General features: G+C 73.6%; 24 protein-coding genes. 18 read left to right on the top strand and 6 right to left on the bottom strand.

Annotated features, from left to right (window positions below; all coding sequences use genetic code 11):
* Positions 1-24: 24 nt before the first annotated feature.
* Positions 25-894, top strand: coding sequence for an aldo/keto reductase family oxidoreductase (locus tag amrb99_RS10690; RefSeq protein WP_190855420.1), 870 nt, complete (start codon positions 25-27; stop codon positions 892-894).
* Positions 895-981: 87 nt separating this feature from the next.
* Here amrb99_RS10690 and amrb99_RS10685 read toward each other — a convergent pair whose 3' ends face one another.
* Positions 982-1,362, bottom strand: a complete 381-nt coding sequence (locus amrb99_RS10685) for a DUF2255 family protein (protein WP_190855417.1) — start codon at positions 1,360-1,362, stop codon at positions 982-984.
* Between the two features lie 207 nt (positions 1,363-1,569).
* Here amrb99_RS10685 and amrb99_RS10680 point away from each other — a divergent pair, with 207 nt between their 5' ends.
* Positions 1,570-2,058 (top strand): DUF5994 family protein, encoded by a 489-nt coding sequence (locus amrb99_RS10680; RefSeq protein ID WP_190855415.1) that lies wholly within the window; start codon positions 1,570-1,572, stop codon positions 2,056-2,058.
* A gap of 163 nt (positions 2,059-2,221) precedes the next feature.
* Here the strand turns inward: amrb99_RS10680 and amrb99_RS10675 are convergent, their stop codons facing one another.
* Complete coding sequence (locus amrb99_RS10675; RefSeq protein ID WP_190855413.1) at positions 2,222-2,518, bottom strand: hypothetical protein; 297 nt, start codon at positions 2,516-2,518, stop codon at positions 2,222-2,224.
* Positions 2,519-2,800: 282 nt separating this feature from the next.
* On the opposite strand from amrb99_RS10675, the gene amrb99_RS10670 reads away from it, so the two are divergent.
* The 11 genes from amrb99_RS10670 to amrb99_RS10620 all read left to right on the top strand — a co-directional run bounded on the left by amrb99_RS10670 (position 2,801) and on the right by amrb99_RS10620 (position 14,942).
* Complete coding sequence (locus amrb99_RS10670) at positions 2,801-3,523, top strand: TetR/AcrR family transcriptional regulator (RefSeq protein WP_190855411.1); 723 nt, start codon at positions 2,801-2,803, stop codon at positions 3,521-3,523.
* 279 nt (positions 3,524-3,802) lie between these two features.
* Positions 3,803-4,951, top strand: coding sequence for an ABC transporter substrate-binding protein (locus amrb99_RS10665; protein ID WP_190855408.1), 1,149 nt, complete (start codon positions 3,803-3,805; stop codon positions 4,949-4,951).
* A gap of 16 nt (positions 4,952-4,967) precedes the next feature.
* Complete coding sequence (locus tag amrb99_RS10660) at positions 4,968-5,819, top strand: branched-chain amino acid ABC transporter permease (RefSeq protein ID WP_190855406.1); 852 nt, start codon at positions 4,968-4,970, stop codon at positions 5,817-5,819.
* Positions 5,812-7,605: an ATP-binding cassette domain-containing protein gene (locus amrb99_RS10655; RefSeq protein ID WP_190855402.1), complete on the top strand. Its 1,794-nt coding sequence runs from the start codon at positions 5,812-5,814 to the stop codon at positions 7,603-7,605. The genes amrb99_RS10660 and amrb99_RS10655 overlap by 8 nt, the downstream gene beginning before the upstream one ends.
* Positions 7,602-8,330: an ABC transporter ATP-binding protein gene (locus tag amrb99_RS10650; protein WP_190855399.1), complete on the top strand. Its 729-nt coding sequence runs from the start codon at positions 7,602-7,604 to the stop codon at positions 8,328-8,330. The genes amrb99_RS10655 and amrb99_RS10650 overlap by 4 nt, the downstream gene beginning before the upstream one ends.
* The gene (locus amrb99_RS10645; protein WP_190855397.1) at positions 8,327-9,283 is read left to right on the top strand and encodes an alpha/beta hydrolase; all 957 of its coding nucleotides are present in this window, start codon (positions 8,327-8,329) and stop codon (positions 9,281-9,283) included. The genes amrb99_RS10650 and amrb99_RS10645 overlap by 4 nt, the downstream gene beginning before the upstream one ends.
* Positions 9,274-10,167, top strand: coding sequence for an alpha/beta hydrolase (locus tag amrb99_RS10640; protein ID WP_190855394.1), 894 nt, complete (start codon positions 9,274-9,276; stop codon positions 10,165-10,167). The genes amrb99_RS10645 and amrb99_RS10640 overlap by 10 nt, the downstream gene beginning before the upstream one ends.
* Positions 10,164-11,312 (top strand): CapA family protein, encoded by a 1,149-nt coding sequence (locus amrb99_RS10635; RefSeq protein ID WP_190855391.1) that lies wholly within the window; start codon positions 10,164-10,166, stop codon positions 11,310-11,312. Before amrb99_RS10640 ends, amrb99_RS10635 begins: the two co-directional genes overlap by 4 nt.
* On the top strand, positions 11,309-12,547 hold the full coding sequence (locus tag amrb99_RS10630; protein ID WP_190855389.1) for a CoA transferase: 1,239 nt from the start codon (positions 11,309-11,311) through the stop codon (positions 12,545-12,547). The genes amrb99_RS10635 and amrb99_RS10630 overlap by 4 nt, the downstream gene beginning before the upstream one ends.
* Positions 12,544-13,680 carry a 2-hydroxyacyl-CoA dehydratase family protein gene (locus amrb99_RS10625; protein WP_347256623.1) on the top strand — a complete coding sequence of 379 codons (1,137 nt, stop codon included), beginning with the start codon at positions 12,544-12,546 and terminating at the stop codon, positions 13,678-13,680. The genes amrb99_RS10630 and amrb99_RS10625 overlap by 4 nt, the downstream gene beginning before the upstream one ends.
* The gene (locus amrb99_RS10620; protein WP_190855387.1) at positions 13,680-14,942 is read left to right on the top strand and encodes a 2-hydroxyacyl-CoA dehydratase family protein; all 1,263 of its coding nucleotides are present in this window, start codon (positions 13,680-13,682) and stop codon (positions 14,940-14,942) included. The genes amrb99_RS10625 and amrb99_RS10620 overlap by 1 nt, the downstream gene beginning before the upstream one ends.
* Here amrb99_RS10620 and amrb99_RS10615 read toward each other — a convergent pair.
* Genes amrb99_RS10615 through amrb99_RS53070 form a run of 3 tightly spaced genes read right to left on the bottom strand, consistent with a single transcriptional unit; the run spans position 14,920 to position 18,549 of the window.
* Positions 14,920-15,471, bottom strand: a complete 552-nt coding sequence (locus amrb99_RS10615; RefSeq protein WP_190855385.1) for a GNAT family protein — start codon at positions 15,469-15,471, stop codon at positions 14,920-14,922. The genes amrb99_RS10620 and amrb99_RS10615 overlap by 23 nt on opposite strands.
* A gap of 31 nt (positions 15,472-15,502) precedes the next feature.
* The gene (locus amrb99_RS10610; protein ID WP_190855382.1) at positions 15,503-16,948 is read right to left on the bottom strand and encodes an aldehyde dehydrogenase family protein; all 1,446 of its coding nucleotides are present in this window, start codon (positions 16,946-16,948) and stop codon (positions 15,503-15,505) included.
* A 38-nt stretch (positions 16,949-16,986) separates the two neighbouring features.
* Entirely contained in the window at positions 16,987-18,549 is a 1,563-nt protein-coding gene (locus amrb99_RS53070; protein WP_190855380.1) for a GMC family oxidoreductase N-terminal domain-containing protein, read from the bottom strand.
* 137 nt (positions 18,550-18,686) lie between these two features.
* On the opposite strand from amrb99_RS53070, the gene amrb99_RS10600 reads away from it, so the two are divergent.
* The 5 genes from amrb99_RS10600 (at position 18,687) to amrb99_RS10580 (ending at position 23,082) form a co-directional block, all read left to right on the top strand.
* Positions 18,687-19,163 (top strand): hypothetical protein, encoded by a 477-nt coding sequence (locus amrb99_RS10600; protein WP_347256622.1) that lies wholly within the window; start codon positions 18,687-18,689, stop codon positions 19,161-19,163.
* Between the two features lie 269 nt (positions 19,164-19,432).
* A complete protein-coding gene (locus tag amrb99_RS10595; RefSeq protein ID WP_190855376.1) occupies positions 19,433-20,674 on the top strand; it encodes an oxygenase MpaB family protein in 1,242 nt (413 codons plus the stop codon).
* 82 nt (positions 20,675-20,756) lie between these two features.
* On the top strand, positions 20,757-21,203 hold the full coding sequence (locus tag amrb99_RS10590; RefSeq protein ID WP_190855374.1) for a MarR family transcriptional regulator: 447 nt from the start codon (positions 20,757-20,759) through the stop codon (positions 21,201-21,203).
* 158 nt (positions 21,204-21,361) lie between these two features.
* Positions 21,362-22,468: an LLM class flavin-dependent oxidoreductase gene (locus tag amrb99_RS10585; RefSeq protein ID WP_190855371.1), complete on the top strand. Its 1,107-nt coding sequence runs from the start codon at positions 21,362-21,364 to the stop codon at positions 22,466-22,468.
* Positions 22,465-23,082, top strand: a complete 618-nt coding sequence (locus amrb99_RS10580) for an NAD(P)H-dependent oxidoreductase (protein WP_190855369.1) — start codon at positions 22,465-22,467, stop codon at positions 23,080-23,082. Before amrb99_RS10585 ends, amrb99_RS10580 begins: the two co-directional genes overlap by 4 nt.
* Before the next feature lie 84 nt (positions 23,083-23,166).
* On the opposite strand, the gene amrb99_RS10575 is transcribed toward amrb99_RS10580, so the two are convergent.
* Positions 23,167-23,742, bottom strand: a complete 576-nt coding sequence (locus amrb99_RS10575; RefSeq protein ID WP_190855367.1) for a hemerythrin domain-containing protein — start codon at positions 23,740-23,742, stop codon at positions 23,167-23,169.
* Between the last annotated feature and the right edge of the window lie 25 nt (positions 23,743-23,767).

Here is a 23,767-nt window from a genome sequence, read left to right as displayed (position 1 = left end):
CACCACCAGAGACAGAGGTAGCGAATGTCCTCCCCTTCCCTCCCCGGCGGCACCTGGACCCTGGGCGACCTGACGGTCTCCCGGTTCGGCTACGGCGCCATGCAGCTCGCCGGCCCCGGGGTCATGGGCCCGCCGGCCGACCGCGACGCCGCGCTCGCCGTCCTCCGCGAGGTCAGGGACCTCGGGATCACGCACATCGACACCGCCGGCGCCTACGGGCCGCGCTTCACCAACCGGCTCATCCGCGAAGCGCTGCACCCCTACCCCGAGGCGCTGCACATCGCGACCAAGGTCGGCGCCGACCGCGACCGGCAGGGCGGCTGGCCCCCGGCCCGCGAACCCGAGGACCTGCGCCGCGCCGTCCACGAGAACCTCGAGGATCTCGGCCTCGAGGCGCTCGACCTGGTCGATCTCCGGCTCGGCGACGCTCAGGGGCCCCGGCCCGGCTCGCTCGCCGCGCCCCTCGGAACGCTCGTCGAACTCCAGCGGCAGGGCCTGATCCGGCACCTCGGCGTGAGCAACGCGACGGCCGAGCAGGTCGCGGAGGCACGCGCGATCGCACCGATCGTGTGCGTGCAGAACATGTACAACCTCGCCTACCGGCAGGACGACGAGCTGATCGACGAGCTCGCCGAAGAGGGCATCGCCTACGTGCCCTTCTTCCCGCTCGGCGGCTTCAGCCCGCTGCAGTCCTCGGCGCTCTCCGCCGTGGCCGGCCGGCTGGGCGCGTCGCCGATGTCCGTCGCCCTGGCCTGGCTGCTCCAGCGGTCGCCGAACATCCTGCTCATCCCCGGCACCTCGTCAGCGGCCCACCTGCACGAGAACGTCGCGGGCGCGACTCTGCGGCTCTCCCCAGACGATCTCGCAGAACTCGACAAGATCGGCCGCCGGTGACGGTGTTGAAGATCGCCGCACGGCGGTCATCCTGCTGGATTCTCCGGCGGGCCCTTGCGCCGGCGGTGGTCCCGCCGCGGCGGCCGTTCAGCGCGGGGTGAGTTTCAGGGTGGTGGCGCGGGCGGTGTCGGCGACCATGGGATCGACGTACTGGCGGGCGTAGCGGCCGTACTTGGTGCGGTAGACCGTGTCGAGGCGGGCGTTGAGGTCGGGGTCGCCGGCCGCGTCGGTGAAGGTGACGTCCTTGGTGACGCCACCGGAGCTGATGCGGCCGTGGCCGGTGGCGCGGGCGGTGCGGTACCAGGTGCCCTGGCCGCCGCGGTAGGAGCGGACGTAGAGCTCGTCGCCGTCGCCGACCACCCAGATCGTGGTGGGGCCGCGCCGCCCGCCGTCGTCCTGGTCCGGTGCGATCTGCAGTTCGTCGGCGTTCGCGATCGTCTCCAGTTCCTGACTGGTCCAGCCGCTCATCGTGTGCTCCCCCTGGTTTCGATGTTGCCCGTTGGTTCAGTGGTGCCCATTACCGTGGTTGCCCCGAAATCCGCGGTCCGATCAGGGACGCGGCAGGGTTTTGCCCGGGCACATGGCGTAGGCTGGTTGATCGAGGGCATTTCGCGCGCGGGCCGCCTTGCCGGCGCCGTCCTCGGGGATCACGACCCGGTCCTCACCGGACCGAGAATGGGGCCCTTCGAGATGGCCCGCCAGAGCACTCGACTCGCCCACCTTCCCGGCACGGCCGTGCCGCCCCTGATCCCGCCGCCGACGCCCCGGCTGCGCCTGCGGCCGGACGGCACCGGGCGCGGGATCATGGACGGCGGCTGGTGGCCCCGGTCGCGCGACGCGGCCGCCGAACTCCCCGAGCTGGTGATCGCCCTGGCCGACCGGCTGGGCATGGCCACCCGCCTGACCATCGACTTCGACGACTGGGACCACGTCCCGCTCCGCATCACCGCCCTCGGCCACGCGATCAGGGTGGGCTGGCTTCCCCATCTGGACCACATGGTCGCGGTCGCGTGCGGCCGTGACGAGCCGCTCCTCCTCTTGGTCATCCCGCCCGAGACGCCCCGGTCCTGCGCTGAGGAGGCCCTGGGCAGGACGGCCGAGGCCGGCGATCCGCTGCCACGGGAGATCCTCGCCTCCTGCGACGTCTCCGCCGCCCGTCCATGAGCCCGGCTCGGGCGAGGGGCGACGAGCGCATGACGATCAAGGACGAGTACCTCGGGCTGATGAGGGGCCTCGCCGGCGGCATGGCCGTGGCGGTGGTCGCCGTCTGCGCGGTCATCGCCGCGGTCTTCCTGATCGTCTCCTGAACGCCCCGCGCGCGCACCGCCTACAAAGGTTCGCTAACCCAGCGCCACGCGCCGTCCACATGCCGCGCGCTGATCAACTGCGTGCTCCCGGAGGCCGCCGCCTCGGCGATCATCCGGGCCAGCTCGCGGTGGAAGTCTGCGGGCGGGTGGCCGCCACCGGGCGCGCCCTCCAGGAGGGTCACGCTGACCTTCGCCTCGTCGCGCAGCTGCGCCGTCAGCCGCCCGGTCCTGTCCAGACGCAGGACCACGATCGCATCGGCACGGATCAGATCGCCGTCGGCGCCCGAGATCCACGCTGCGGGCAGAGTCCCGGTCATGGGCCTCACCTCCCCCGGTTCACCAGCCTCGGGCCCACCACTCCAACATAAGCGGCCCCACCCCGCCGACTTTCTCGCCCCGGGCGCCGGCCCGCGCCGACATCGCGATCACGTTCGCGTCACCCGCGAGCGGCGGCGTTCGAGCGGGACGATCCCGCCCGCTTTCCGGCACCGGCGTCGGCGACCCTATTGACCGATCGATCGATCGATAGATACGGTCGGCGGCAACGGTTCGATCGACCGATCGATCGACCGGAATCCGCAGCGCATCGAGGAGGCCGGATGAGCGGGAACGCCGAAGGGGCGGCGCGGGGGCGGCGCGGCCGCCGGACCGCGGACGGCGCGCCCGCCAGCGTCCGGCTCTCGCAGGCGGCGCTGGAGCTCTTCTCCCAGAAGGGGTTCCACGCGACCGGGATCCGCGAGATCGGCGCGCACGCCGGCGTGAGCACCTCGATGCTCTACCACTACCTGAGCTCCAAGGACGAGGCCCTGAGCGACCTCGTGCTGGAGGGGCTCAGCAGGCACGGCCAGGCGCTGGAGAACGCCTGCGCGATCGTCGACCGCCCGGAGGAGCAGCTCGCCGCCCTGATCGGCGTCCACATCATCATCCCCGTCAAGCATCCGCAGATGGGCCAGTTGCTGCAGCAGGAGCTGCACGCGCGCGACTGGTCCGACCATCCGGCGATCAGCCGCCAGCGCGCGCTCACGAACCGGCTGTGGACCGGCGTCCTGACCCGCGGCCGGGCGGAGGGCGTGTTCGCCTTCGGGTCGGCGTCGCTGGCGCGGATCGCGCTGATGCGCTCGACCACGCTGGTCACCCAGTGGTACAAGGCCGACGGCGCGCTCGGCCTCGACGCGGTGACCGCCCAGTTCGCCGACCTGGCGCTGGGCACCGTCCGCGCCCACCGGGACGGCCGGCCGCTGCGCTTCGACGACCTCGAAGCGCCGTCCGTCGCCCGGCTCGTCGAGGTGGTCGAGGACGCCCACCGCGACGTCTGGTGGTGACCGGCCGCCGAGGCCGCCTCCCGCCCGCCCCTCGCGGGCACCGCCCATCCCTCTGACCCACCCGTTCGACGCGGCGCGCCATGCGCGCGCGCCCGCCCTTCCCGCATGCCGTGACGGCGGTGACGTCCGCGGCATCGAGCACCCCACCCCACGCACTCCTTCGCGCCCTACGCGGCGTCGCGTCACCAAGGAGGTACCCGGATGTTCGCCAACACCGGGAGAAGCCGTCCATCCACCCTCACCACGCCGCCGTCCCGTCCACCGAGGTCCCGTGCGCGGATGCTCGGTGCGGCCGCCGCCTCGCTGCTGCTCCCCCTCACCGCGTGCGGGACGAGCGAGGCGGGCGGCGACGGCTCGACCATCAAGATCGGTTACATCGCACCGCTGTCCGGGACCGCCGCGCTCTACGCGGGGGGCTTCACCGGCGGCGTCGAGAGCGCCGTCAAGGTCCACGAGAAGTCCGGCGGCCGGAAGCTCGTCCTGAAGAAGGGCGACGACGCCAGCGATCCGGCCACCTCGACGCAGGTGTGCCAGCGCTTCGTCAACCAGGACCACGTCGACCTGATCGTGGCCGGGCAGCCCGCCGCCAACGCGCAGGCGTGCCGGGCCGTCGCCGCCGCACGGAAGATCCCGTACGTCTCGTTCGCCACCGGCGCGACCGAGTTCTGCTTCCCGAACATGTGGAACTACGGCCCCTCCCCCAAGCAGGCGGCGCTGCCGCTCATCGAGTACCTGCTCGCGCACGGTTCGAAGAGGTTCTACCTGGTGGGCACCGACTCGGCCTCGCCGAAGGCGACCTTCGCCATCGTGCGGTCGCAGGTCGAGGCGCACGGCGGCACGGTCGTCGGCACCGGTTACGAGCCGCTCGGCACCTCCGACTTCTCGCCGGACATCTCCAAGATCGTCTCGTCCGGCGCCGACACGGTGTTCAGCGCGGTCGTCGCGGGCGACAACATCACCTACCACAAGCAGTTCGCCGCGAACGCGGGCACGAAGAAGCTGGTCCAGGGCGACATGCAGATGGTCACCAAAACCGCCCGGGCGCTCGGTTCCGCGGCGGCGGGCGTCGTCTACGCCGGCCCCTACGACCCGTCCGCGCAGAACGCCGCCAACACCGCCTACGTCGCGGCGCTCAAGGCGGCGGCGCCGAAGGTGAACCCGGGTGACGCCATCCTCCCCTACCAGGGGATGGCGCTGGTCGGCAAGGCGCTCGACGGCCTGCCCAAGGGCGCGAAGCCGACGTCCGCGGCCATCGGGAAGGCCCTGTCGTCGGCGGCCACCGACACGCCGAGCGGCACGCTCACGGCCGGCGCGAACCGCTACGTGACGATGCCGATGCGCATCTGGAAGGTCGGCGCGGACGGCGCCGCCTCGTCGGTGCTGCAGACCGTCCCGTCCGCGGACCCGTCCGTCGGGTGCCGGCAGTGAGCGGGCGGGGGCCGGCATGACCGTACTCATCAGCATGATCAACACGAGCGCGACCACGCTGCTGGTCGTGATGGGGCTGGCGATCGTGCTAGGCCTGATGCACATCGTCAACCTCGCCCAGACGGGCTTCATGGCCGTCGGCGTCTACACCGGGCTGGAGGTCGGGCCCCGGCTCGGCTTCTGGACGGGGGCGCTCGCCGCCGCGGTGCTCGCCGGCCTGATCGGCGCCGCCGCCGAGACGCTGCTGCTGCGCCGCATCCGGGAGCGGATGCTGGAGACGATGCTCGCGACCTGGGGCCTGTCGCTGATCCTGACCCAGCTCATCACGCTGCGGTACGGCCCGGACAGCCGCGTCATGGCGACGCCGCTGCACGGTTCGTTCCACCTGTTCGGCACCACCTGGCAGAAGTACCGGGTGCTGCTGGTGGCGGCGGCGATCCTTCTGGTGGCGGCGATGTGGGCGCTGACCCGCTTCACCCGCGTCGGGCTCCGGGTGCGGATGTGCATGGCCGACCCGGACCTCGCCGAGGACAGCGGCATCAACACGCTGCTGGTCCGGCAGGCGACGTTCGTGCTCGGCTGCGCGCTCGCCGGGTTCGTCGGCGTCCTGCTCGGCCCGATCTCCGGGATCGACCCGAACTTCGCCGGCAGCCTGCTCATCCCCGCGTTCCTCGCGGTGATGATGTCCGGCCGGACGCTGCACGGCCTGGTCATCTCCGGCATCACCCTGTCGGTCGTGCAGGTCGGGTTCGCCTACTGGTCGAAGCCCGCGTACGCGACCGTGGCCGTCATCGCCGTGGCCGTCATCGTGCTCGGCCTCCTGCCGGACGGCATCGACCTGCGGCGGTTCAGGAGGGCCCATGTCTAGGCCGGTCGTCATCGCGACGGCGGCGGCGGCCGTGGTCGTGCTGGTGGCGCCGTACCTCACCGGCACCTACTACCAGCAACTCCTCGCCCAGGCGTTCCTGTACGCGATCGTCGCGGTGAGCCTGGACTTCGTGTGGGGGTACGCCGGCGTCCCCGACCTCGGGCACGCCCTCTGGTTCGGCATCGGCGCGCTGTCGGTCGGCCATGCCACCACGGTGCTGTCCGACGTCGGGCTGGTCACCGAGGTGCACGGCTCGTTCGGACGCTACGCCCTCGGCACGCTGGTCGGGGTCGCCGCCGCGACCGCCCTGGCCGCGATCGTCGCGCGGCTGTGCCTGTCGTCGCGCCGCTCGAACGACTTCTACATCGTCGTGGTGACGCTCGCGCTCGCCACGGCCGCCGTCACCGTCTACGACCAGACGCCGGCGCTCGGCGGCGGCGAGAACGGGCTGTTCGGCTTCAACCTCCAGAACGTCACACCGCTCGGCTGGTACTACATCACCGCCGCGCTGCTGGCCGTGACGGTCGCGGTGGCGCTGGTGGTCGTGCGCAGCGACTTCGGGCTGCTGATGCGGGCCGTCCGCGACAACGCGCCGCGGGCCCGCTACCTCGGCTACAACGACGTCAACGTCAAGATCGGCGTGTTCACGGCGGGCGCCGCCGTCACCGCGCTCGCCGGGGCGGTGTTCGCGATGATGACCGGCGTCGCCAACGACGGCCAGTTCGGCTTCACGCTCGCCACCTCGATGCTGGTGTGGGTCGCCGTCGGCGGCCGCGCCACCATCGTCGGCCCGATGATCGGCGCGATCGTGATGAGCCTGGCCGGCGCCAAGCTGAACGAGCACTTCCCCGCCCAATGGACGATCATCGAGGGCGCGCTGCTGATCGCCGTCGTGGTGTTCGTCCCCGGCGGGCTCATCGGCCCGCTCGTCCGGCTCGCCGGGCGGCTGCTCTCCCGCCGGTACCCGCCGCGCGGCCGCGCCGTCACCGCCGCGCCCGCCCGGCCCGGCCCTCCCGCCGGGGAACCCGGCGGCGGGCGGCCGGTGATCCGCATCCGCGACCTGGTGTTCGGCTACGGGTCCCTGCGCGTGCTGGACGGCGTCACCCTCGACGTCGTCGCCGGGGAGCTGCTGTGCGTCGTCGGCCCCAACGGCGCCGGCAAGTCGACGCTGACCAGCGTCGTCACCGACCGGCGGCTGCGGGCGCAGGGCGAGGTCGAGTACCTCCTGCCGGGGCACCGGCTCGGCGAGCGCCCTGCGGCGCACCGGATCGCCCGCGCGGGCGTGGGACGCAAGTTCCAGATCCCGTCCGTCTTCGCCAGCCTCACCGTGGCCGAGGCGCTGCTGCTCGCCGACCGGCGCGGCGCGCCGCCCTCGCCGTGGCGGCGCAGCGCGACCGTCGAGGTCGCCCCGGCCGTGGTCGACATCGTGCGGATCGCCGGGCTGGACGGGCGGGCCGGCACCCTGTCGTCCGACCTCTCGCACGGCCTGCGGCAGGGCCTGGAGGTGGCGATGGCCGTCGCGGCGCGGCCCCGCGTGATCATCCTGGACGAGCCCACCGCCGGCCTGACCGCCCACGAGCGCCACGACATCGGCCGGGTGCTGGAGCACCTGCGCGACATCGGGATCGCGGTCGTGCTCATCGAACACGACCTCGACTTCGTCATCCGGGTCTCCGACCGCGTCGTGGTGCTGCACGGCGGCCGCGTCATCGAGGACGGCCCGCCCGAGACCGTCCGGGGCTCGGAGGTCGTGCGCAGCGCCTACCTCGGGACGGCGGTCCGATGAGCGCGGACACCGCGGAGACCCTCGACCTGCACGTCCGGGACCTCGACGCCGGGTACGGCGCCGCGACCGTCATCCACGGCGTGACGTTCGACGTCGCCCCCGGCGAGGCGCTCGCGGTCGTCGGCCGCAACGGCATGGGCAAGACGACGCTGCTCAAGGCGATCATGGGCCATGCCGGGCGGGCCGCCGGCGCGGTCCGCGTCGGCGGCGCCGACATCACCGGCCGCGCGCCGCACCGGATCGTGCGCCTCGGCGTCGGCTACGCCGCCCAGGAGGGGAACCTGTTCGCCGACCTGACCGTCGCGGAGAACCTTCAGGCGGCCACGATGCACGCCCGCCGCGGCCACAAGGCGGAACGGCGCGAGGAGGTGCTCGCGTACTTCCCGGTGCTGGAGAAGCGGCTCTGGCAGACCGCCGGCACGCTGTCCGGCGGGGAGCAGAAGATGCTCGTGCTCGCCCTGGCGCTGCTCCGCGAACCGCGGTTGCTGATCATCGACGAGATCAGCGACGGCCTGCAGCCCAGCGTCGTCGACACGGTCGGCGACGTCCTGCGGGCCGAACGGGAGCGGCGGGGCACGTCCCTGCTCATGGCGGAGCAGAACGTCGACCTCAGCCTGCGGGTCGCCGACCGCGTGGCCGTCCTCAAGCTCGGGCGGATCGTCTCGACGGTCGACAGCGCGGCCGAGGGCGTCCGGGACCGGCTGATGAAGGAGCTGGCGCCATGACCCGCCGTGCGGCCGCCGGCCCGCCGCCGGCCGGAGACACGCGCGCGACGGGGGACGCGCGGGCCGCCGAGGGCGCGGTGCGGGTGGACGGCGCCGACCTGCGCTGGACGCGGCTCGGCCGCGGCGCGCGGACGGTCATCGCGGCGCACCAGGGACCGGGCGGCCCGTCCCGTCCGCTGTGGCTGCGGATGCTGGCCGGCACCCCGGGCTGGAACGTGCTGTCCCTGGAACTGCGCGGGACCGACGGCACGTCGCGCCCGCACGAGGACCTGGGCGACGGCTGGTACCGGCGGTGGGCACTGGACGTCGCCCGCGTGGCCGAGGCCCTCGGCGAGACGGACTACGTCTACGCCGGAGCGTCGCACGGCGCGGTCGTCGGCTGGCACCTGGCGCTCGATCGCCCGCCGGGCCTCCGGGCGCTGATCTCGGTCGTCGGCGCGCCGCACGGACGTGACGGCGGGTCCCGGCCGCCGTCCGGGTGGGAGCAGCGCAGGGCCGCCGTCCGCGACCGGCGGCTGGCCGAGGAGGTCTTCGCGTCGATGCGTCCGCCCACGTCCGATCCGGTCCGGCTGCGGCGGCGCGAGAGAGCGCGCGAGTCCTATCTGAAGGGCCTGGAAACGCTCGCCCAGGGCGCCCTGCCGCGGGCCGGCGTCGCCCTCCCCCACCTGCGCACCGACGCCGAGGTCGCGGACGCGCTGCGCACCATCGACATCCCCGTCCTGGTCGCGGGCGGGATCCAGGACCGGCTCTGCCGGCCCGAGGACAACCTGCGGGCGGCCGCCGCCGTCCCCGGCGCCCGCCTCGTCCTGTTCCAGGACCACGGCCACACCACGCTTCTGGACGAGGAGCCGGAGCCGCTGATCGAGCAGATCCGGCTGTTCCTCGCCCCCACCGGACCACGGTCGACGCCGGACCACCGGCCCGACGATGAGGAGAGCTCCCCATGCCTTTGATGCAGATAGCGGACGCCGAGCTGTACTACGACGAGTACGGCGACGGAGACGAGGTCGTCCTGTCGTGCGCGATGGCGTTCGACCCGGGCGCGTACCCGGCCTGCCTGGCCGCGCCGCCCACCGGCTACCACGTGTACACGATCCAGGCCCGCGGCTACGGCCGGTCCAGCCACCCCGACGAGCCGCCCGCGCAGGGCTGGCTCGACCAGTGGGCCGACGACGTCCGCGCCTTCGCCGACCGGCTCGGAGTCGACCGGTTCATCTACACCGGGATCTCCCACGGCGGCGGGATCGGCTGGCACCTGGCGGCCCGCCGGCCCGAGCGGTTGAAGGCGCTGATCTCGGTGGTCGGCACCCCGCACGACCGCGACGGCGGCACCGCGTCGTCCGCCGGGCGCCGCCGGATGATCGAGAACCGCCGCTCCCCCGGGGTCGTCGCCGAGCAGCTCCGGATCATGTACGGGCCGACCGGCGACCCGGTACGCCGCGCGAAGCGGGAGGAGCAGATCGCGCGCCGGGTCGAGCAGTATCTCGCCCAGCCGGAGCGGGAGACCCTCATCAACCAGGGCAAGCCGTTCCCGGACGCGCGGACCGACGAGGACCTGGCGGAGGTGCTGCGCGGCATCCGCGTCCCCGTGCTGATCCTCGCGGCGATGCGTGACGGGGTCATCTCGCCCGAGTCGGCGTTGCGCGCCGCGCGCTCGGTGCCGTGCGCCAAGGCCGTGCTGTTCGAGGACGAGGGCCATTTCATCGGCACAGAGAGCCCGGAGCGGCTCGTCCGGGAGGTGCGCGTGTTCGTGGACGAGTTGAACGGCGTCGCCGAGCCCTTGACCGCCGCACCGTACGCAGCAGGGGCCGGGACCTCGACCGGGGCCGGCGCATGAGCGCGGAGATCACCGTCATGGCCGTCGGCGACGTCATCCTCGACGAGCCCGGCCCCGCCTCGTTCTTCGACCCGGCGCGCGAGACCCTGCTGGGCGCGGACGTCGCGGTCGCCCACATCGAGGTCCCGCACTCGGACTCCACCGAGCGGACCAGCACCGACGTGCCCGCCCCGCCCGCCGACCCCGCCGCCCTGGCGGCGCTGCCCGGCGCGGGGTTCGGCGTCGCGACCCTCGCGGGCAACCACATCTACGACGCCGGCGCGACCGGCATCGCCGACACGATCCGGCACCTGGAGGCCAACGGGCTGGCCACCACCGGAGCGGGCCCGAACCTGCCGGCGGCCCGCCGCCCGGCCGTCGTCGAACGCGGCGGGGTGCGGCTGGCCGTGCTCAGCTACAACTGCGTCGGCCCTCGCGAGTCGTGGGCGACGTCCACCAAGGCCGGGTGCGCCTACGTCCACGTCATGACCCACTACGAGCTCGACCACGCGAGCCCCGGCGGGCCGCCGCGCGTCTACACCTTCGCCGAGCCCGACGACCTGGACCGCCTCGCCGACGACGTGCGGGCCGCGCGCGCCGAGGCCGACGCCGTCCTGGTCGCCTTCCACAAGGGCGTGGGCCACACCCCGGCGGCGATCGCCATGTACGAGCGGCCGGTCGCGCATGCCGCGATCGACGCGGGCGCGGACGCGGTCGTCGGCCACCACGCGCACATCATGCGCGGCATCGAGGTGTACCGCGGCCGCCCGGTCTACCACGGCCTCGGCAACTTCGTCACCGTCACCCGCGCCCTCACCCCGACCGGCGGCGACAGCGCCGAGATCGAGGCCTGGGCGCGCCGCCGCGTCGAGCTCTACGGTTTCGCGCCCGACCCGGACATGCCGTACTACCCGTTCCATCCGGAGAGCCGGAACACCGCCATCGCCACCCTGCGCTTCGGCGCGTCCGGCATCACCGGCGCGGGCTACGTGCCCTGCCGGATCGACGACCGCGGACGTCCCGTGCCGCGCCGGCGCGGCGAAGGCGGCGAGGACGTCGCCGGCTACATCGCCGACATCGGACGCCGCGCCGGGCTCGACACCGCGACGCGGTGGCGCGGCGACACCGAGATCGAACTGACCGGCGTGGACGGGAGCGCACGATGACGGCACGACCGCTGGACGGCAGGACCGTCCTGGACCTGACGACCGCGCTCGCCGGCCCCTACGCCACCCTGCTGCTGGCCGGCCTCGGCGCGACCGTCATCAAGATCGAGAATCCGGCGGCCGGCGGGGACGCCTCGCGCGGGAACTCCCCCTACGCCCGCGCGGACGGACCGGCCGCCGAACGCGGCGACGCCCGGGACATGTCGGTGTCGATGCTGACCCGCGGCCGCAACAAGAAGAGCATCACCCTCGACCTCAAGAAGCCGCGGGGCCGCGAGGTCTTCGCCGACCTGGTCCGGCACGCCGACGTGGTGGTCGAGAACTACGCCGCCGGCACCGCCGACCGGCTCGGCGTCGGCTACCGGGCCGCGCGGGACGCCAACCCCCGGATCGTCTACACCTCGATCAGCGGGTTCGGCGCCCAGGGCGGCGGGTCCGGGACGGGCAAGGCGATGGACACCATCATCCAGGCGCTGAGCGGCGTGATGATGACGGCCGGTGAGCCGGGCGACCCGCCGGTGCGGTTCGGCCTGCCCGTCGGCGACCTGCTCGCCCCGCTGTACGCGGTCGTCGGCACCCTCGCCGCCGTCCTGCACGCCGACCGCACCGGCGAAGGCCAGCACGTCGACGTGTCGATGCTCGGCGCGCTCACCTCCCTGCTGGCGTGCGAGCCGTTCGACGCCTTCGAGGCGATGGGGCTGCCGGCCCGCACCGGGGCGACGGTGCCGCGGCTCGCGCCGTTCGGCGTGTTCCCGGCGGCCGACGGCTGGATCGCCCTGTGCGGCCCGACCGACGCGTTCGCCCGCGGGGTCTTCGCCGCGATGGACCGTGCCGACCTGGCCGGCGACGACCGCTTCGCCACCCGCGACCGGCGCGTCCGCAACGCCGCGGACCTGCACGACATGATCCGGTCCTGGACGTCCGGGCTGGCCCGGGCGGAGGTGGTCAAGCGGCTCGCCGACCACGGCGTGCCGGCCGCGGAGGTGCGCGAACCGGCCGAGGCCGTCCGGGACGCGTCCGTCCTCGCCCGCCGCGAGGTCGTCGAGCTCGTCCACCCCGACCACGGCCCGACCGGACTGCTCGGCCCCGGCATCCCGATCACGTTCTCCGTCTCCGGCGCCGGCCTCGACCGTCCGGCGCCCCACCTCGGCCAGCACAACGAGGAGGTGCTCGGCGGGCTGCTCGGCTACTCCGCCGGGCGCCTGGCCGCGCTCGCCGACGAGGGCGTGCTGTGAGCGCCGTGCCCGCCGCGCTCAAGGAACTGCGCGACGCCTACGACGACCGCGCCGCCGCGATCCGGCGGTGGCGGGCGACCGGCGCGCCCGTCGTCGGGTGCGTGGGCGCCGACGTCCCCGTAGAGCTCGTCACCGCCGCCGGCGCGCTGCCGGTGCGGCTCGCCGGCGACCCCGGCCGCGACCGCGCCCTCGCCGACCACTACCTCGGCACCGGCCTGGACCCCGCGTCCCGCTCGATCCTGGCCGGGCTGCTGCGGGGCGAGCCGGACCTCGACCTGCTGCTGGTCTCCAACGACTGCGCGGGCTCCCTGCGCCTGTTCTACACCGTCCGCGAACTGCAGCGGCTCGGCGTCGAGCCCGCTCTGCCGCGCACGCACCTCGTCGACATCCTGCACCTGCCGCACCGCACCACCACCCGCTACAACCGCGTCCGGCTCGCGGAGACCAAGGAACTGCTCGAACGCTGGTCGGGACGGCGCATCGGGGAGGACGACCTCTCCGAGGCCGTCCGGCAGCACGACGAGGCCCGGCGGCTGATGCGCGCGCTGCGGCGGCTGCGCACCGCCGACCGCCCCGCGCTGCGCGGCGAGGAGGCGCTGATCGCGATCGGCGCCGGCGCCGCGCTCCCGGCCGGCGACCACGCGGGGCTCCTCGACCGGCTGCTGCGCGCCGAGGCCGACCTCCCCCGCCACGACGGACGGCGGATCTACCTCACCGGCAGCGCCCACGACGGTCCCGCGGTGTACCGGGCGATCGAGGACGCCGGCCATGTGATCGTCGCCGACGACCACGACTGGGGCGACGCGCTCGCCGACCCCCTCGTCGGCGCGCCCACCCTCGACGCGCTCGCCGAGCGGTACCAGTACCGGGGACCGACCTCCGCGCGGTCGTCGATCCAGGTCCGCGCCCGCCAGACCGCCGCCATCGCCGAACGGTCGCGTCCCGACCTGCTCGTCTCCTACGTCCGCGCCATGGACGAGGCGCCCGCCTGGGACTTCCCGGCCCAGCGCCGGGCGGCGGGCGTGCCCGCGGTGATCCTCGAACACCGCCGCTACGGCGAACTCGGCGACGACGCCCTGCCCCTCATCACCGGCGCCCTCGGCGCCGCCCGCCCGAAGGGAGAGGCCCTCTGATGGCCCGGCGGAACAAGCTCCTGACCTCCTCCGAGGAGGCCACCCGCCACCAGCGGGAATGGTTCGCCGGACTCCGCGAGGCCGTCGCCGGCGGCGAGCCCTTCGCCCTGGTCAACGCCGACGCCCCGCAGGAGATCTTCCGGACGATGGGCATCCCGTACGTGGTGAACCAGTGGTGGGCGTCCGTCGTCGCCGCCAAGCAGCGCACGGGCGAGTACCTGCGGACCCTCCGCGAGCACGGCTACCCCGACTACTCCGAGCAGTACAGCGCCACGTCCCTGGCGTCCGCGTTCGCGGAGGTCCCCGACCCGCCGTGGGGCGGGCTGCCGCGCCCCACGATCGTCCTCGGGGAGACCACCGGCGACGCCTCCCGCAAGCTTTTCGACATCTGGGAGGAGCAGGACGGCGTCGCGTACTACCCGCTGGAGAGCGCCGCCGCCGACACCGTCCCGGTCAACTGGTGGGACCTCATGCCCGGGCAGTGGGAGGCCGCGCTCGGCGCCCCCCGCCTCGACCTGATGGTCTCCGAACTGGAGGGGCTGGTGCGCTTCCTGGAGACCACCACCGGCCGCGTCTTCCGCGAGTCACGGTTCCGCGAGGTGATGGCGCTGGTCAACGAGCAGGAGGAATGGAACCGGCGCACCCGCGACCTCATCGCCCGCACGCGCCCCGTCCCGCTGCGCGTGGACGACAGCATCTCCAGCGTCATGATCCCGCAATGGCACCGCGGCACCGTCTGGGCTCGCGACGCGGCCAAGCGCTTCCACGACGAGGTCGCCGAACGCGTCGCGGCCGGCGAGGCCGCCTGCCCCGGCGAGCGCCTCCGGCTGATGTGGATCGGCCGCGGCCTCTGGTACGACATGGACTTCTACCGCCACTTCGAGGAACGCCACGGCGCGGTGTTCGTCTGGTCGATGTACCTGGCGATCGCCGCCGACGGCTACATCCGCTACGGCGACGACCCGATGCGCGCCCTCGCCGCCCGTTTCGCCGCCTTCTCCGACCAGCTCTACCGGCCGCCGTGGTCGACGGAGTGGTACCTCAAGGAGGCCCGCCTGCACCAGGTCGACGGCGTCGTGCACCTGGTCGGCGAGGACGCCCGCAGCGGCTGGTTCATCACCGAGACGCTCGAACGCGCCGGCATCCCGGTGTTCGAGCTGCGCGCCGACAACGTCGACCAGCGCACCTACGACCTGATCGCCGTGCGCGACGAGATCGACCAGTGGCTCACGACCCGCGTCAGCGCCCGGGCGTCGACGTAGTCGCGCCGGGGCCGCGGCCGTGCCATTCGCGGTCGAGCATCGACATCTCGATGGACGACCACCAGGCGCCGTCCACCTCGACGACCTCCCGGGACAGCCCCTCCCGGACGAACCCCAGCCGCTCGTAGAGGGCGATGGCCGTGCCGTTGTGGGCGAAGACCCCCAGGCCGAGCCTGTGCACGCCCATGTCGTCGAACGCCACCCGCTGGACGGCTCCGACCAGCGCCGCCCCGATGCCGCGGCCGCGCTGGGCGGGGTCGACCAGGACGCGTCCGAGCCGGGCCGTCCGGCCCTGCGGGTCGACGGTCAGCGACGCGTGCGCGACCGCCTCGGCGGGGTGCTCCTCGTCGATGAACGTCCAGATCCGGAGCCCCGGACCGGCCTTGGCCGCGTACCGGGCGAGCTGCGCGCGGTCGAGCGGCCACGTGAACCCGGTGGGGCCCGACCACATCACCAGGGCGGCCGGGCCGTCGACCCACGAGACCAGCGCGGGGGCGTCGGCCTCGTCGAAGTCGCGCATTCCGATCATGGCTCCAGCTAAGCAGGGGGCCACGGCATCATCAATGCGAACTCTCGCCCGGCGGCCCGGCGGGCGCGGGGGCGGTGTGGATCGAGACGGGACGGGTGGCGGCGTCGTAGGCGGCCCTGGACCCGGTCGCGCCCATGCCGCTGTCGCCCGCCGGCTCGTACAGCCGCTCGGGGCCGCCGCCCTGCCACCGGTTCACCCAGACGACCCCGGCCGGGATCGCGCGGGCGGCGGCCATGTGCGCGGGGTCGTCGGTGTAGACGGTGGCGGCGAGGCCGAAGCGCGTCCTGGCCGCCCTGGCCAGGCCCTCCTCGAAGGACGCGACGACCGCGACCGGGGCGAGGGGCCCGAAGGTCTCCTCGGTCATCACGAGCATGGAGTCGTCCACGTCCGTGAGCACGGTCGCCGGGTAGAAGAAGCCCCTTTCCTCGGGCGTCTCGCCGCCGATGCGGACCTTCGCGCCGCGCTCGACGGCGTCGGCGACGTGCCGTTCGACGATGGCGCGCTGCCGCTGGTCCACGAGCGGGCCGAGGACCGTCGACTCGTCGCGGCCGTCGCCGAGGGTGTAGGTCCGGGCCGCGTCCACGAGCGCGTCGACGAACGCCTCGGCGACGTCCTGGTGCACGTAGATGCGCTCCATCGACGTGCAGATCTGGCCCGAGTTGGCGAACGCGCCGAACGCGACGGCCGCGGCGGTGGCGACCGGGTCCACGCCGGCGTCGACGACCACGGGGTCCTTCCCGCCGAGTTCGAGGATCGCGCGGGTCAGCCGCCCGGCGGTCTCCGCTCCGACCTGGCGGCCCGCCTCGACGGAGCCGGTGAAGTGGACGAGCCCGACCCGCTCGTCCGCGACCAGCGGCACGCCCGCCCGGGAGTCGCCGTGGACGAGGTTCACCGCGCCGGGCGGCAGGTCCGCCAGTTCGAGCAGCCGCACCGCCGACATCGGCGACCGCTCGGACGGCTTGAGCACGACGGTGTTCCCCGCGGCGAGCAGCGGGCCGATCGCGCCGAGCGTCATCGCCACCGGGAAGTTCCACGGGACGATGACCGCGGCGACGCCGACCGGGGTGCGCAGGATGGCGGTGGTCCCGCCGTCCGGCCCGGCGACCGTCTCCTCGAAGGGGTAGTCGAGGGCCTCGGTCACGGCGGCCTTGAACGCGAGCGCCGCGCCGCCGATGAAGGCCGTGCCGAGGGCGACGGGCTTGCCCATCTCGCGGCATTCGATCTCGGCGAGCTCGGCGGCGTGCCCGGCCACCGCGTCCGCCCACCGGGTCAGCCGGGCCACCCGCTCGGCGACGGGCAGCGCCGCCCAGGCCGGCCCCGCCTCGGCGGCGGCGTCCACGGCCAGGCGGACGTCCTCCGGCGAGCCGCTGGGGCAGCGGGCGACGGCCTCCCCGGTCGCCGGGTCGACCACCTCGTGGAAGGCGTCGCCGCGGGTGTCCGCCGGGCGTCCGCCGATAAGGTTCTGCAGAGTCTTCACTGGACGGTGCTCCTTGCCGGGTCCGTTGCGTCCGGGGGTCAGGCGAGGCGGTCGGCCATGAGCTCGCCGACCATGATCGATGCCAGGTTGGTGTTGGCCCGCGGGACGGACGGGAAGACCGAGGCGTCCACCACGCGCAGCCCCTCGAACCCGCGGACGCGGCAGGACGGGTCCACCACCGCGGAGTCGTCGCCCGCCGCCCCCATCCGGCAGGTGCTGGTGCCGTGCTGGGCGTCCACCGCGGTGGCCAGCAGGTGGTCGCCGAGCGCCGCGTCGTCGTCCAGGACCTCGAACAGGCGGGCGTTGGCGGCCTCGACCGACCCGGCGACGACGGCGGCGGCCTCGGGGCCGCGCGCCAGCTCGACCAGGGCGCGGACGCCGTCGCGCAGGCGCGCCAGGTCGCGCTCGTCCGACAGCATCCGCTCCCGCACCTCGGGCTGGACCCGGGGGTCGGCGGACGTCAGGGTCAGGGCGCCGCGCGAGTGGTTCTGGTTGAGCCACACGCCGAAGCCGCCCATCGGGAACCTGGTGTCGGCGCTCTCCATGGCCAGCACGTTCATGTTCAGCGACACGAACATCATGTCGTGGACGAGCCCGGGGGCGCCGCTGCTGTAGCGGACGCAGACGTTGGTGTGGCGGTCGTCGGCCGTCCTGACCGCGGCCTCGGCGGTCAGCGGCAGCGCGACGACGACCATCGGGTGGTCCTGCATCCCGCGCCCGACGGGGAGGTCCGCCCGCACCTCGATGCCGAGGCGGCGCAGGTCCGCGGCCGGGCCGATCCCCGACCGGAGCAGGATCGCGGGCGAATGGATCACCCCGGCGCTGAGCACGATCTCGCCGGCGTACTCGGTCGCCGCCGTGCCGGCGGTGAGGACGCGGACGCCGACGGCCCGGTCGCCGTCGAACAGGACCCGGTCGACCAGGGCGTCGCCGCGGACGGTGAGCCCGGGCAGCGACCGGGCCGGTTCGAGGTAGCCGTCGTTGACGGTGACGCGGCGCCCGTCCCGTGAGTTGATCGGGTACGGCGAGACGCCGGCCGCGCCGGGCGCGTTCACGTCCGGCGCCCAGGCGTGCCCGGCGGACCGCGCCGCCGCGGCCAGCGCGCCGTCCACGCCGCCCCACCGCTCCCGCGGCGTCCGGAAGATCGGGGTCGGGCCGCCGCGCCCGTGGTAGGGCTCGTCGCCGAACTCCTCGTCGTCCTCCAGCCGGGCGAAGTACGGCAGGACGTCCTCGGGCGACCAGCCGGCGCATCCGGCGGCGGCCCAGTCCGCGAAGTCCTCCATCGGCGGGCGGATCGCGATCTGCCCGTTGATCGACGAGCTGCCGCCCGCGCCGCGGCCGCGCCAGTAGGGCGCCTGCGGCTGCCGGTCCGTCCTGGCCGAGGTGACGCCGTCCCACACCAGGCCGGCGACGGCTTCCGGGTCCATCAGCGCGCGCGCCGGGTTCGGCGAGCGCCAGGCTTCGTGCATCTGCGCCGACCTGTAGTCGGGCCCGGCCTCCAGGAGCAGGACGCGCTTGCCGCGCTCGGCCGAGCGGGCGGCGAGGGCCGCGCCCGCGGACCCCGCCCCCACGACGATGACGTCCCAGCCCGTGTCCGTCACGGCGAACCTCCTGCGTTCGGCTCGGGAGCGCGGATCCGCCGATGTCCGGACCGCTGCTGGCCGGTAGACTGCCTCCTCGGGGAAAGTTCAGTCAAGAGTGAACTTTCATTTTCTTCTGATCGATGGGAGTCCCGGCCGTGTCGAGCCCCGCCCGCGACGATGGCCCCGCCGACGCGAACGCCCTGATCGACGACTTCGGCCTGCGCATCGGCCGCGCGATGGGATGGCCCCCGATGGCCGGGCGCACCGCGGCCGTCCTGATGCTCGGCGAGGCCCCCATGACCATGGCGGAACTGCAGGCGGCACTGGACGCCAGCAAGGGCTCGATGTCGGAGATGACGCGCCTGCTGGTCGAGAACGGCACCGTCCGGAGGTTCAAGCAGCCCGGCTCGCGCCATTACGTCTACGAATGGCGCGACGACGCCTGGGCGGGCTGCCTCCAGCACCAACTGGACGCGACGGCCGAGCTACTGGCACTCGCCGAGAGCGCCCACGCGCGCAGCACCGACCTGCCCGAACGCCAGCGCGAACGCCTCCGCCGGATGCACGAGTACTACACCTTCATGGTGAGCAGGCTCGAAGCGCTCCTCACGCAGTACAAGCGATCCCACTGACGCCTCCGCCGGAAGCCCGTGTCCCGCGAGCGTTCCCCGGCCCTCTCGCAGCCATCTCGCCAACAACTATTGGCGGGACGCCAATAACGGTCTAGTGTTCCGGGTGGCTCACCGGAAACCAGGATGTGTCCCTTGCCGCGGCGGCCGACCGGACCGCGCTTCGCACGCCCCCGCGGCGGGCCACCGGCTTCCCGCGTGCCGAAGGCGGGCCGCGACGATGCGTCACCGCGTGTCAGGAAGGTGTCTGGCCCCCGAGGAGGAGCGAAGGCATGGAGAAACCCAGCAGGCGCAGCGTGCTGATGGCCGGCGGAACGCTCGGCGCGCTCGGCGCGCTGACCGTCGCGACGCCCGCGCGAGCGAACTCACTGTGGACGTGGTCGCCCAAGGGCTCGGTGGTCGGCCGCGGCGAGGGCGCCGACCCGAAGTGGGTGTGGGACGAGGAGGCCGACCACCTGGTGGCCTCGCTGCTCGAACGCGGCGACGTGCCCAAGGTCAACGACCTGCTCAAGACCTGGACGAAGAACGGCCAGGCGCTGCCGAGCGGGCTGCCCGCGGATCTGCGCGACTTCCTGGAGCGTGCCCGGCAGCTGCCCTCGTGGACCGACCAGGGCAAGCTCGCGAAGGCGTTCGAGTTCAACCAGAAGCGCGGCCTCTACCTCGGCGTCACCTACGGGTTCGCCAGCGGGATGATGAGCACGGCCATCCCCCACGAGGCGCGCGCGGTCTATTACTCCAAGGGCGGCGCGGACATGCGCGACCGCATCACCAAGACCGCCAAGCTCGGCTACGACATCGGCACCGAGAAGGCCTTCCAGCCCGACGGCGAGATGATCGTGACCTGCGTCAAGACGCGGCTGGCCCACGCGGGCGTGCGCAACCTGCTGCCCAAGTCCGCGTACTGGACCAAGGTCGCCGACGAGAAGATCCCGATCAGCCAGGCGGACATGATGGTCACCTGGCACAGCCTGCCGACGACGGTCATGAAGCAGTTCGCCAAGTGGAAGGTGGCGGTCCCCGACGACGAGTCCGCGGCCTTCCTGCACTCCTGGCAGCTCGCCGCGCACATGCTCGGCATCAGGGACGAGTACATCCCGAAGTCGTGGGACGAGGCGAACTCCCAGGCCGCCCAGGTCCTCGACCCGATCCTCGCGCCCACCGACGAGGGCATCAAGCTCGCCGACATGCTGCTGAACCTCGCCGCGTTCATCGACGGCGGCATCCTCACCAAGCACATCCTCGGCGCGCTCACCCGCTACGTGCTCGGCGACGAGATCGCCGGCTGGCTGAAGATCCCGCGGGAGCCGGTGTGGGACCCGGTGTTCGAGAACCTCTGGCCGCCGTTCGTCGCCGTCCGCGAGGGCGTCCTCGACATCACCAAGGCGCCGAAGGAGCTGCGGGAGTTCTACTGGGTGTTCGACGAGATCATCCGGCAGGGCGTCCTGCTCGTGCTGTCCGGCGCGAACTACCCGATCAGCATCCAGATCCCGACGACCAACAACCCCGACTACTGACCGGACCCTCCGGCCACGTCCTCCGCGCGACGTGGCCGGAGGCCGGCCCCGCCGCGTTTCCGCACGCCGGTACAGTGCCGCCATGGCGACTGAGAGGCTGCGCCCTCTGGAGGACGAGGCCTGGCGGGGCTTCCTGATCACCCACGACCGGATCTGGCGTTCGATCCAGGAGGGGCTCGCACCCCTGAACGTCAGCATGTCCGAGTACAGCGTGCTCGCCCTGGTCGGCGAGGCCGGCCCGCAGGGCATGCGGATGTCCGAGCTGGCCGAGCGCCGGCTGATGTCCTCCGGCGGGTTCACCCGCCTCGCCGACCGCCTGGAGCGGCGCGGCCTCATCGAGCGGCGCCGCTCCGCCGCCGACGGCCGCGGTTTCGAGGTGACCCTGACGGACGAGGGCCGCGCCCTGCTCCGCGAGGCCTGGCGGCAGCAGTACGGCGACCTCCGCAGGCTCTTCTTCGACCGGCTCGACGAGGACGACCTCCGCCACCTCGCCCGCGTCTGGAAGCGGCTCGCCGCCGAACCGCGGTAGTCCCCGCTGACCGGCCCGGGCGTCCCGCGGACGCCCGGTGCGCCGAGGCCGTCCCTCCGTCCCGCGCGGCGGCGGCTCCGCGTCCCGGAATATTTGCCTGTGCAGATAACTTATCCGGGGCGTGGCGGGACGGGCCCGCCGGTGGAGAGGGGACGGCGATGACGTTCGAGATCGGGATCATGACCTTCGGCGAGGTCACGGAGGACCCCGCCACGGGGCGGGCGCCGTCGCCCCGGCGGCGCGTGCGCGAGACGATCGAGCAGGCGAAGGTCGCCGACGAGGCGGGCCTCGACGTGTTCGGCGTCGGGGAGCACCACCGCTCCGACTTCGTCGGGTCGGCGCCGGCGATCCTGCTGGCGGCCGCGGCGGAGGCGACCGAGCGCATCCGGCTGACGAGCGCGGTCACCGTGCTCGGTTCGGAGGACCCGGTCCGGGTCTGGGAGCAGTTCGCGACGATCGACCTGCTGTCGCACGGCCGGGCCGAGATCATCGCGGGCCGCGGCTCCTACACCGAGTCCTTCCCGCTGTTCGGCTACGACCTGCGGGACTACGGGGACCTCTTCCGCGAGAAGCTCGACCTGCTGCTCCGGATCCGGGAGCGGAACCCGCTCACCTGGCAGGGGCGCTTCCGCGCCCCGCTGGTCGACGCCGACATCGCGCCCCGCGCCGACGGCGGCACCCTTCCGATCTGGGTGGGCGTCGGCGGGTCGCCGGCGTCCGCGATCAGCACCGGCAGGCTCGGCCTGCCGATGGCGCTGGCCCTGCTGCTGGGCCCGCTGACCCACCACGAGCGGACGGTCGAGCTCTACCGCGCGGCCGCCGAGGAGGCGGGGCACGACGCCCGCGCGCTTCCGATCAGCATCAACGTCCACGGCTACGTGGGACGCACCAGCCGGCAGGCGAGGGACGCGATGTACCCGTACTTCGCGAAGGGCATGATGGAGAACAACCACCAGCGGGGCCGGGGACTCCTGCTCCCCCGGGCCGCGTTCGACGCGCAGGCGGCGCCCGGCGCCGGGCTGCTGGTCGGCAGCCCGCAGGAGGTCGTCGACAAGCTGCTCGCCTACCACGAGCTGTACGGCCTGAACCGGGCCGTCATCCAGATGGGCTTCGGCGGGATGCCGCAGAAGGAGCACCTCGAAGCGATCGAGCGGCTCGGCGCGGACGTGGCGCCCGTCGTGCGCCGCGAGGTCGCCGCCCGCGAGAGGAAGGCCGCCGGCCCCTCCGGCCGGCCGGAGCGCGGTGGGAAGGGTGAGGCCGCATGACCGCCCTGCTCGGCACGGACCCGGACGCGAACGCCGCAGGCGCCGCGGGCGCGGCGCTGCGAGTCGTGGTCGTCAACGGCAGCCCGAACGAACGGTCGAAGACCATGGGCCTCGTCGCCGCCGTCCTCGACACGCTGAAGGGGATGCTCCCCATCGAGACGTCCCAGGTCGACGTGTACCGCCTGGGGCCGGGCTTCACCGGGGCGATCGAGCGCGACGACGTCGCGCCGGAGGTGGAGGCCGCGCTCGGGCTCGCCGAACGGGCCGACCTCCTGATCGCGGCGGCGCCGGTGTACCGGGGCTCCTATCCCGGCATGTTCAAGCACTTCTTCGATCTCGTCGACCAGTACGCGCTCGCCAACAAGCCGGTCCTGCTGGCGGCGACCGGCGGAGGCGACCACCACGCGCTCGTCCTGGAGCACGCCATGCGGCCGCTCTTCGCCTTCTTCCAGGCGCTGACCGTACCGGTGGCGGTCTTCGCGTCCTCGGGGGACTTCGACGGCGTCACGCTGCTCAACCCCCGCGTGTACGGCCGGATAGAGACGGGCCTCGCCGACGTGGCGGACCTTCTCCGATCGCGGGTGACCGGCGGGCGAACGCCGCCGGACGCCTGATCCGCGACGAGAGCGGTGAGCGATGGGATCCGGGGCGTCGCTCACCGTCTCCGGCGCCGGCGCCACCGCGGCCCCGGCGCCGGGTCAACCCCGGTCGCGGCCGGTCATCCGGTCGAGCATCCGGTCGGCGACGCCGACCACCGGGCCGGTCGCCTTCAGAAGGCCCGGCTTGGGAGGGGTGTTGGAGTGGGGGCGCGTCGGCGCGAACCTCTTCGCCGACCGGAGCCTGCCGCCGAGCTCGTTCGCCTGCTCGGCGGTGATGACCCCGCGCAGGCGCGGCCACACCCGCTCCTCCTCGAACGCGATGTGCTCGCGGGCACCGGCGATGAAGTCCGACAGCAGCCCCTCGAAGCGGTCCTGCAGCGGATGCGCGGCGATGAGGTCGTCGAGTTCCTGTTTGGCGGCCTGCTCCTGCGCGATCGCGTGGTCGGCGAGCGCGTCCCCCTCCGGGACGTGGTCGCGGACGGTGGGCCAGAAGTACTCCTCCTCGACCGCCTCGTGCATGGACTCCGCGGTGATGAGCTTCTGCAGCAGGGTGCGGCGCCGGGCCAGCGCGGCCTCGTTCGCGCCGGTCGCCGCGGTGGGCCCGGCCTCCAGGTCGTCCAGCATCCGCTTGACCTCGGTGTGGTCGCGGCCCAGCACCTCGAACACGTCAGGCATCGGTCCTCCTCTGCCGGCGGACGGC

The sequence above is a fragment of the Actinomadura sp. RB99 genome (genome assembly GCF_014706005.1).
Taxonomy (GTDB): Bacteria; Actinomycetota; Actinomycetes; order Streptosporangiales; family Streptosporangiaceae; genus Spirillospora.
The sequence above is the reverse complement of the archived record's forward strand: the minus strand, read 5'-3'. Positions and strand labels throughout refer to the sequence as shown.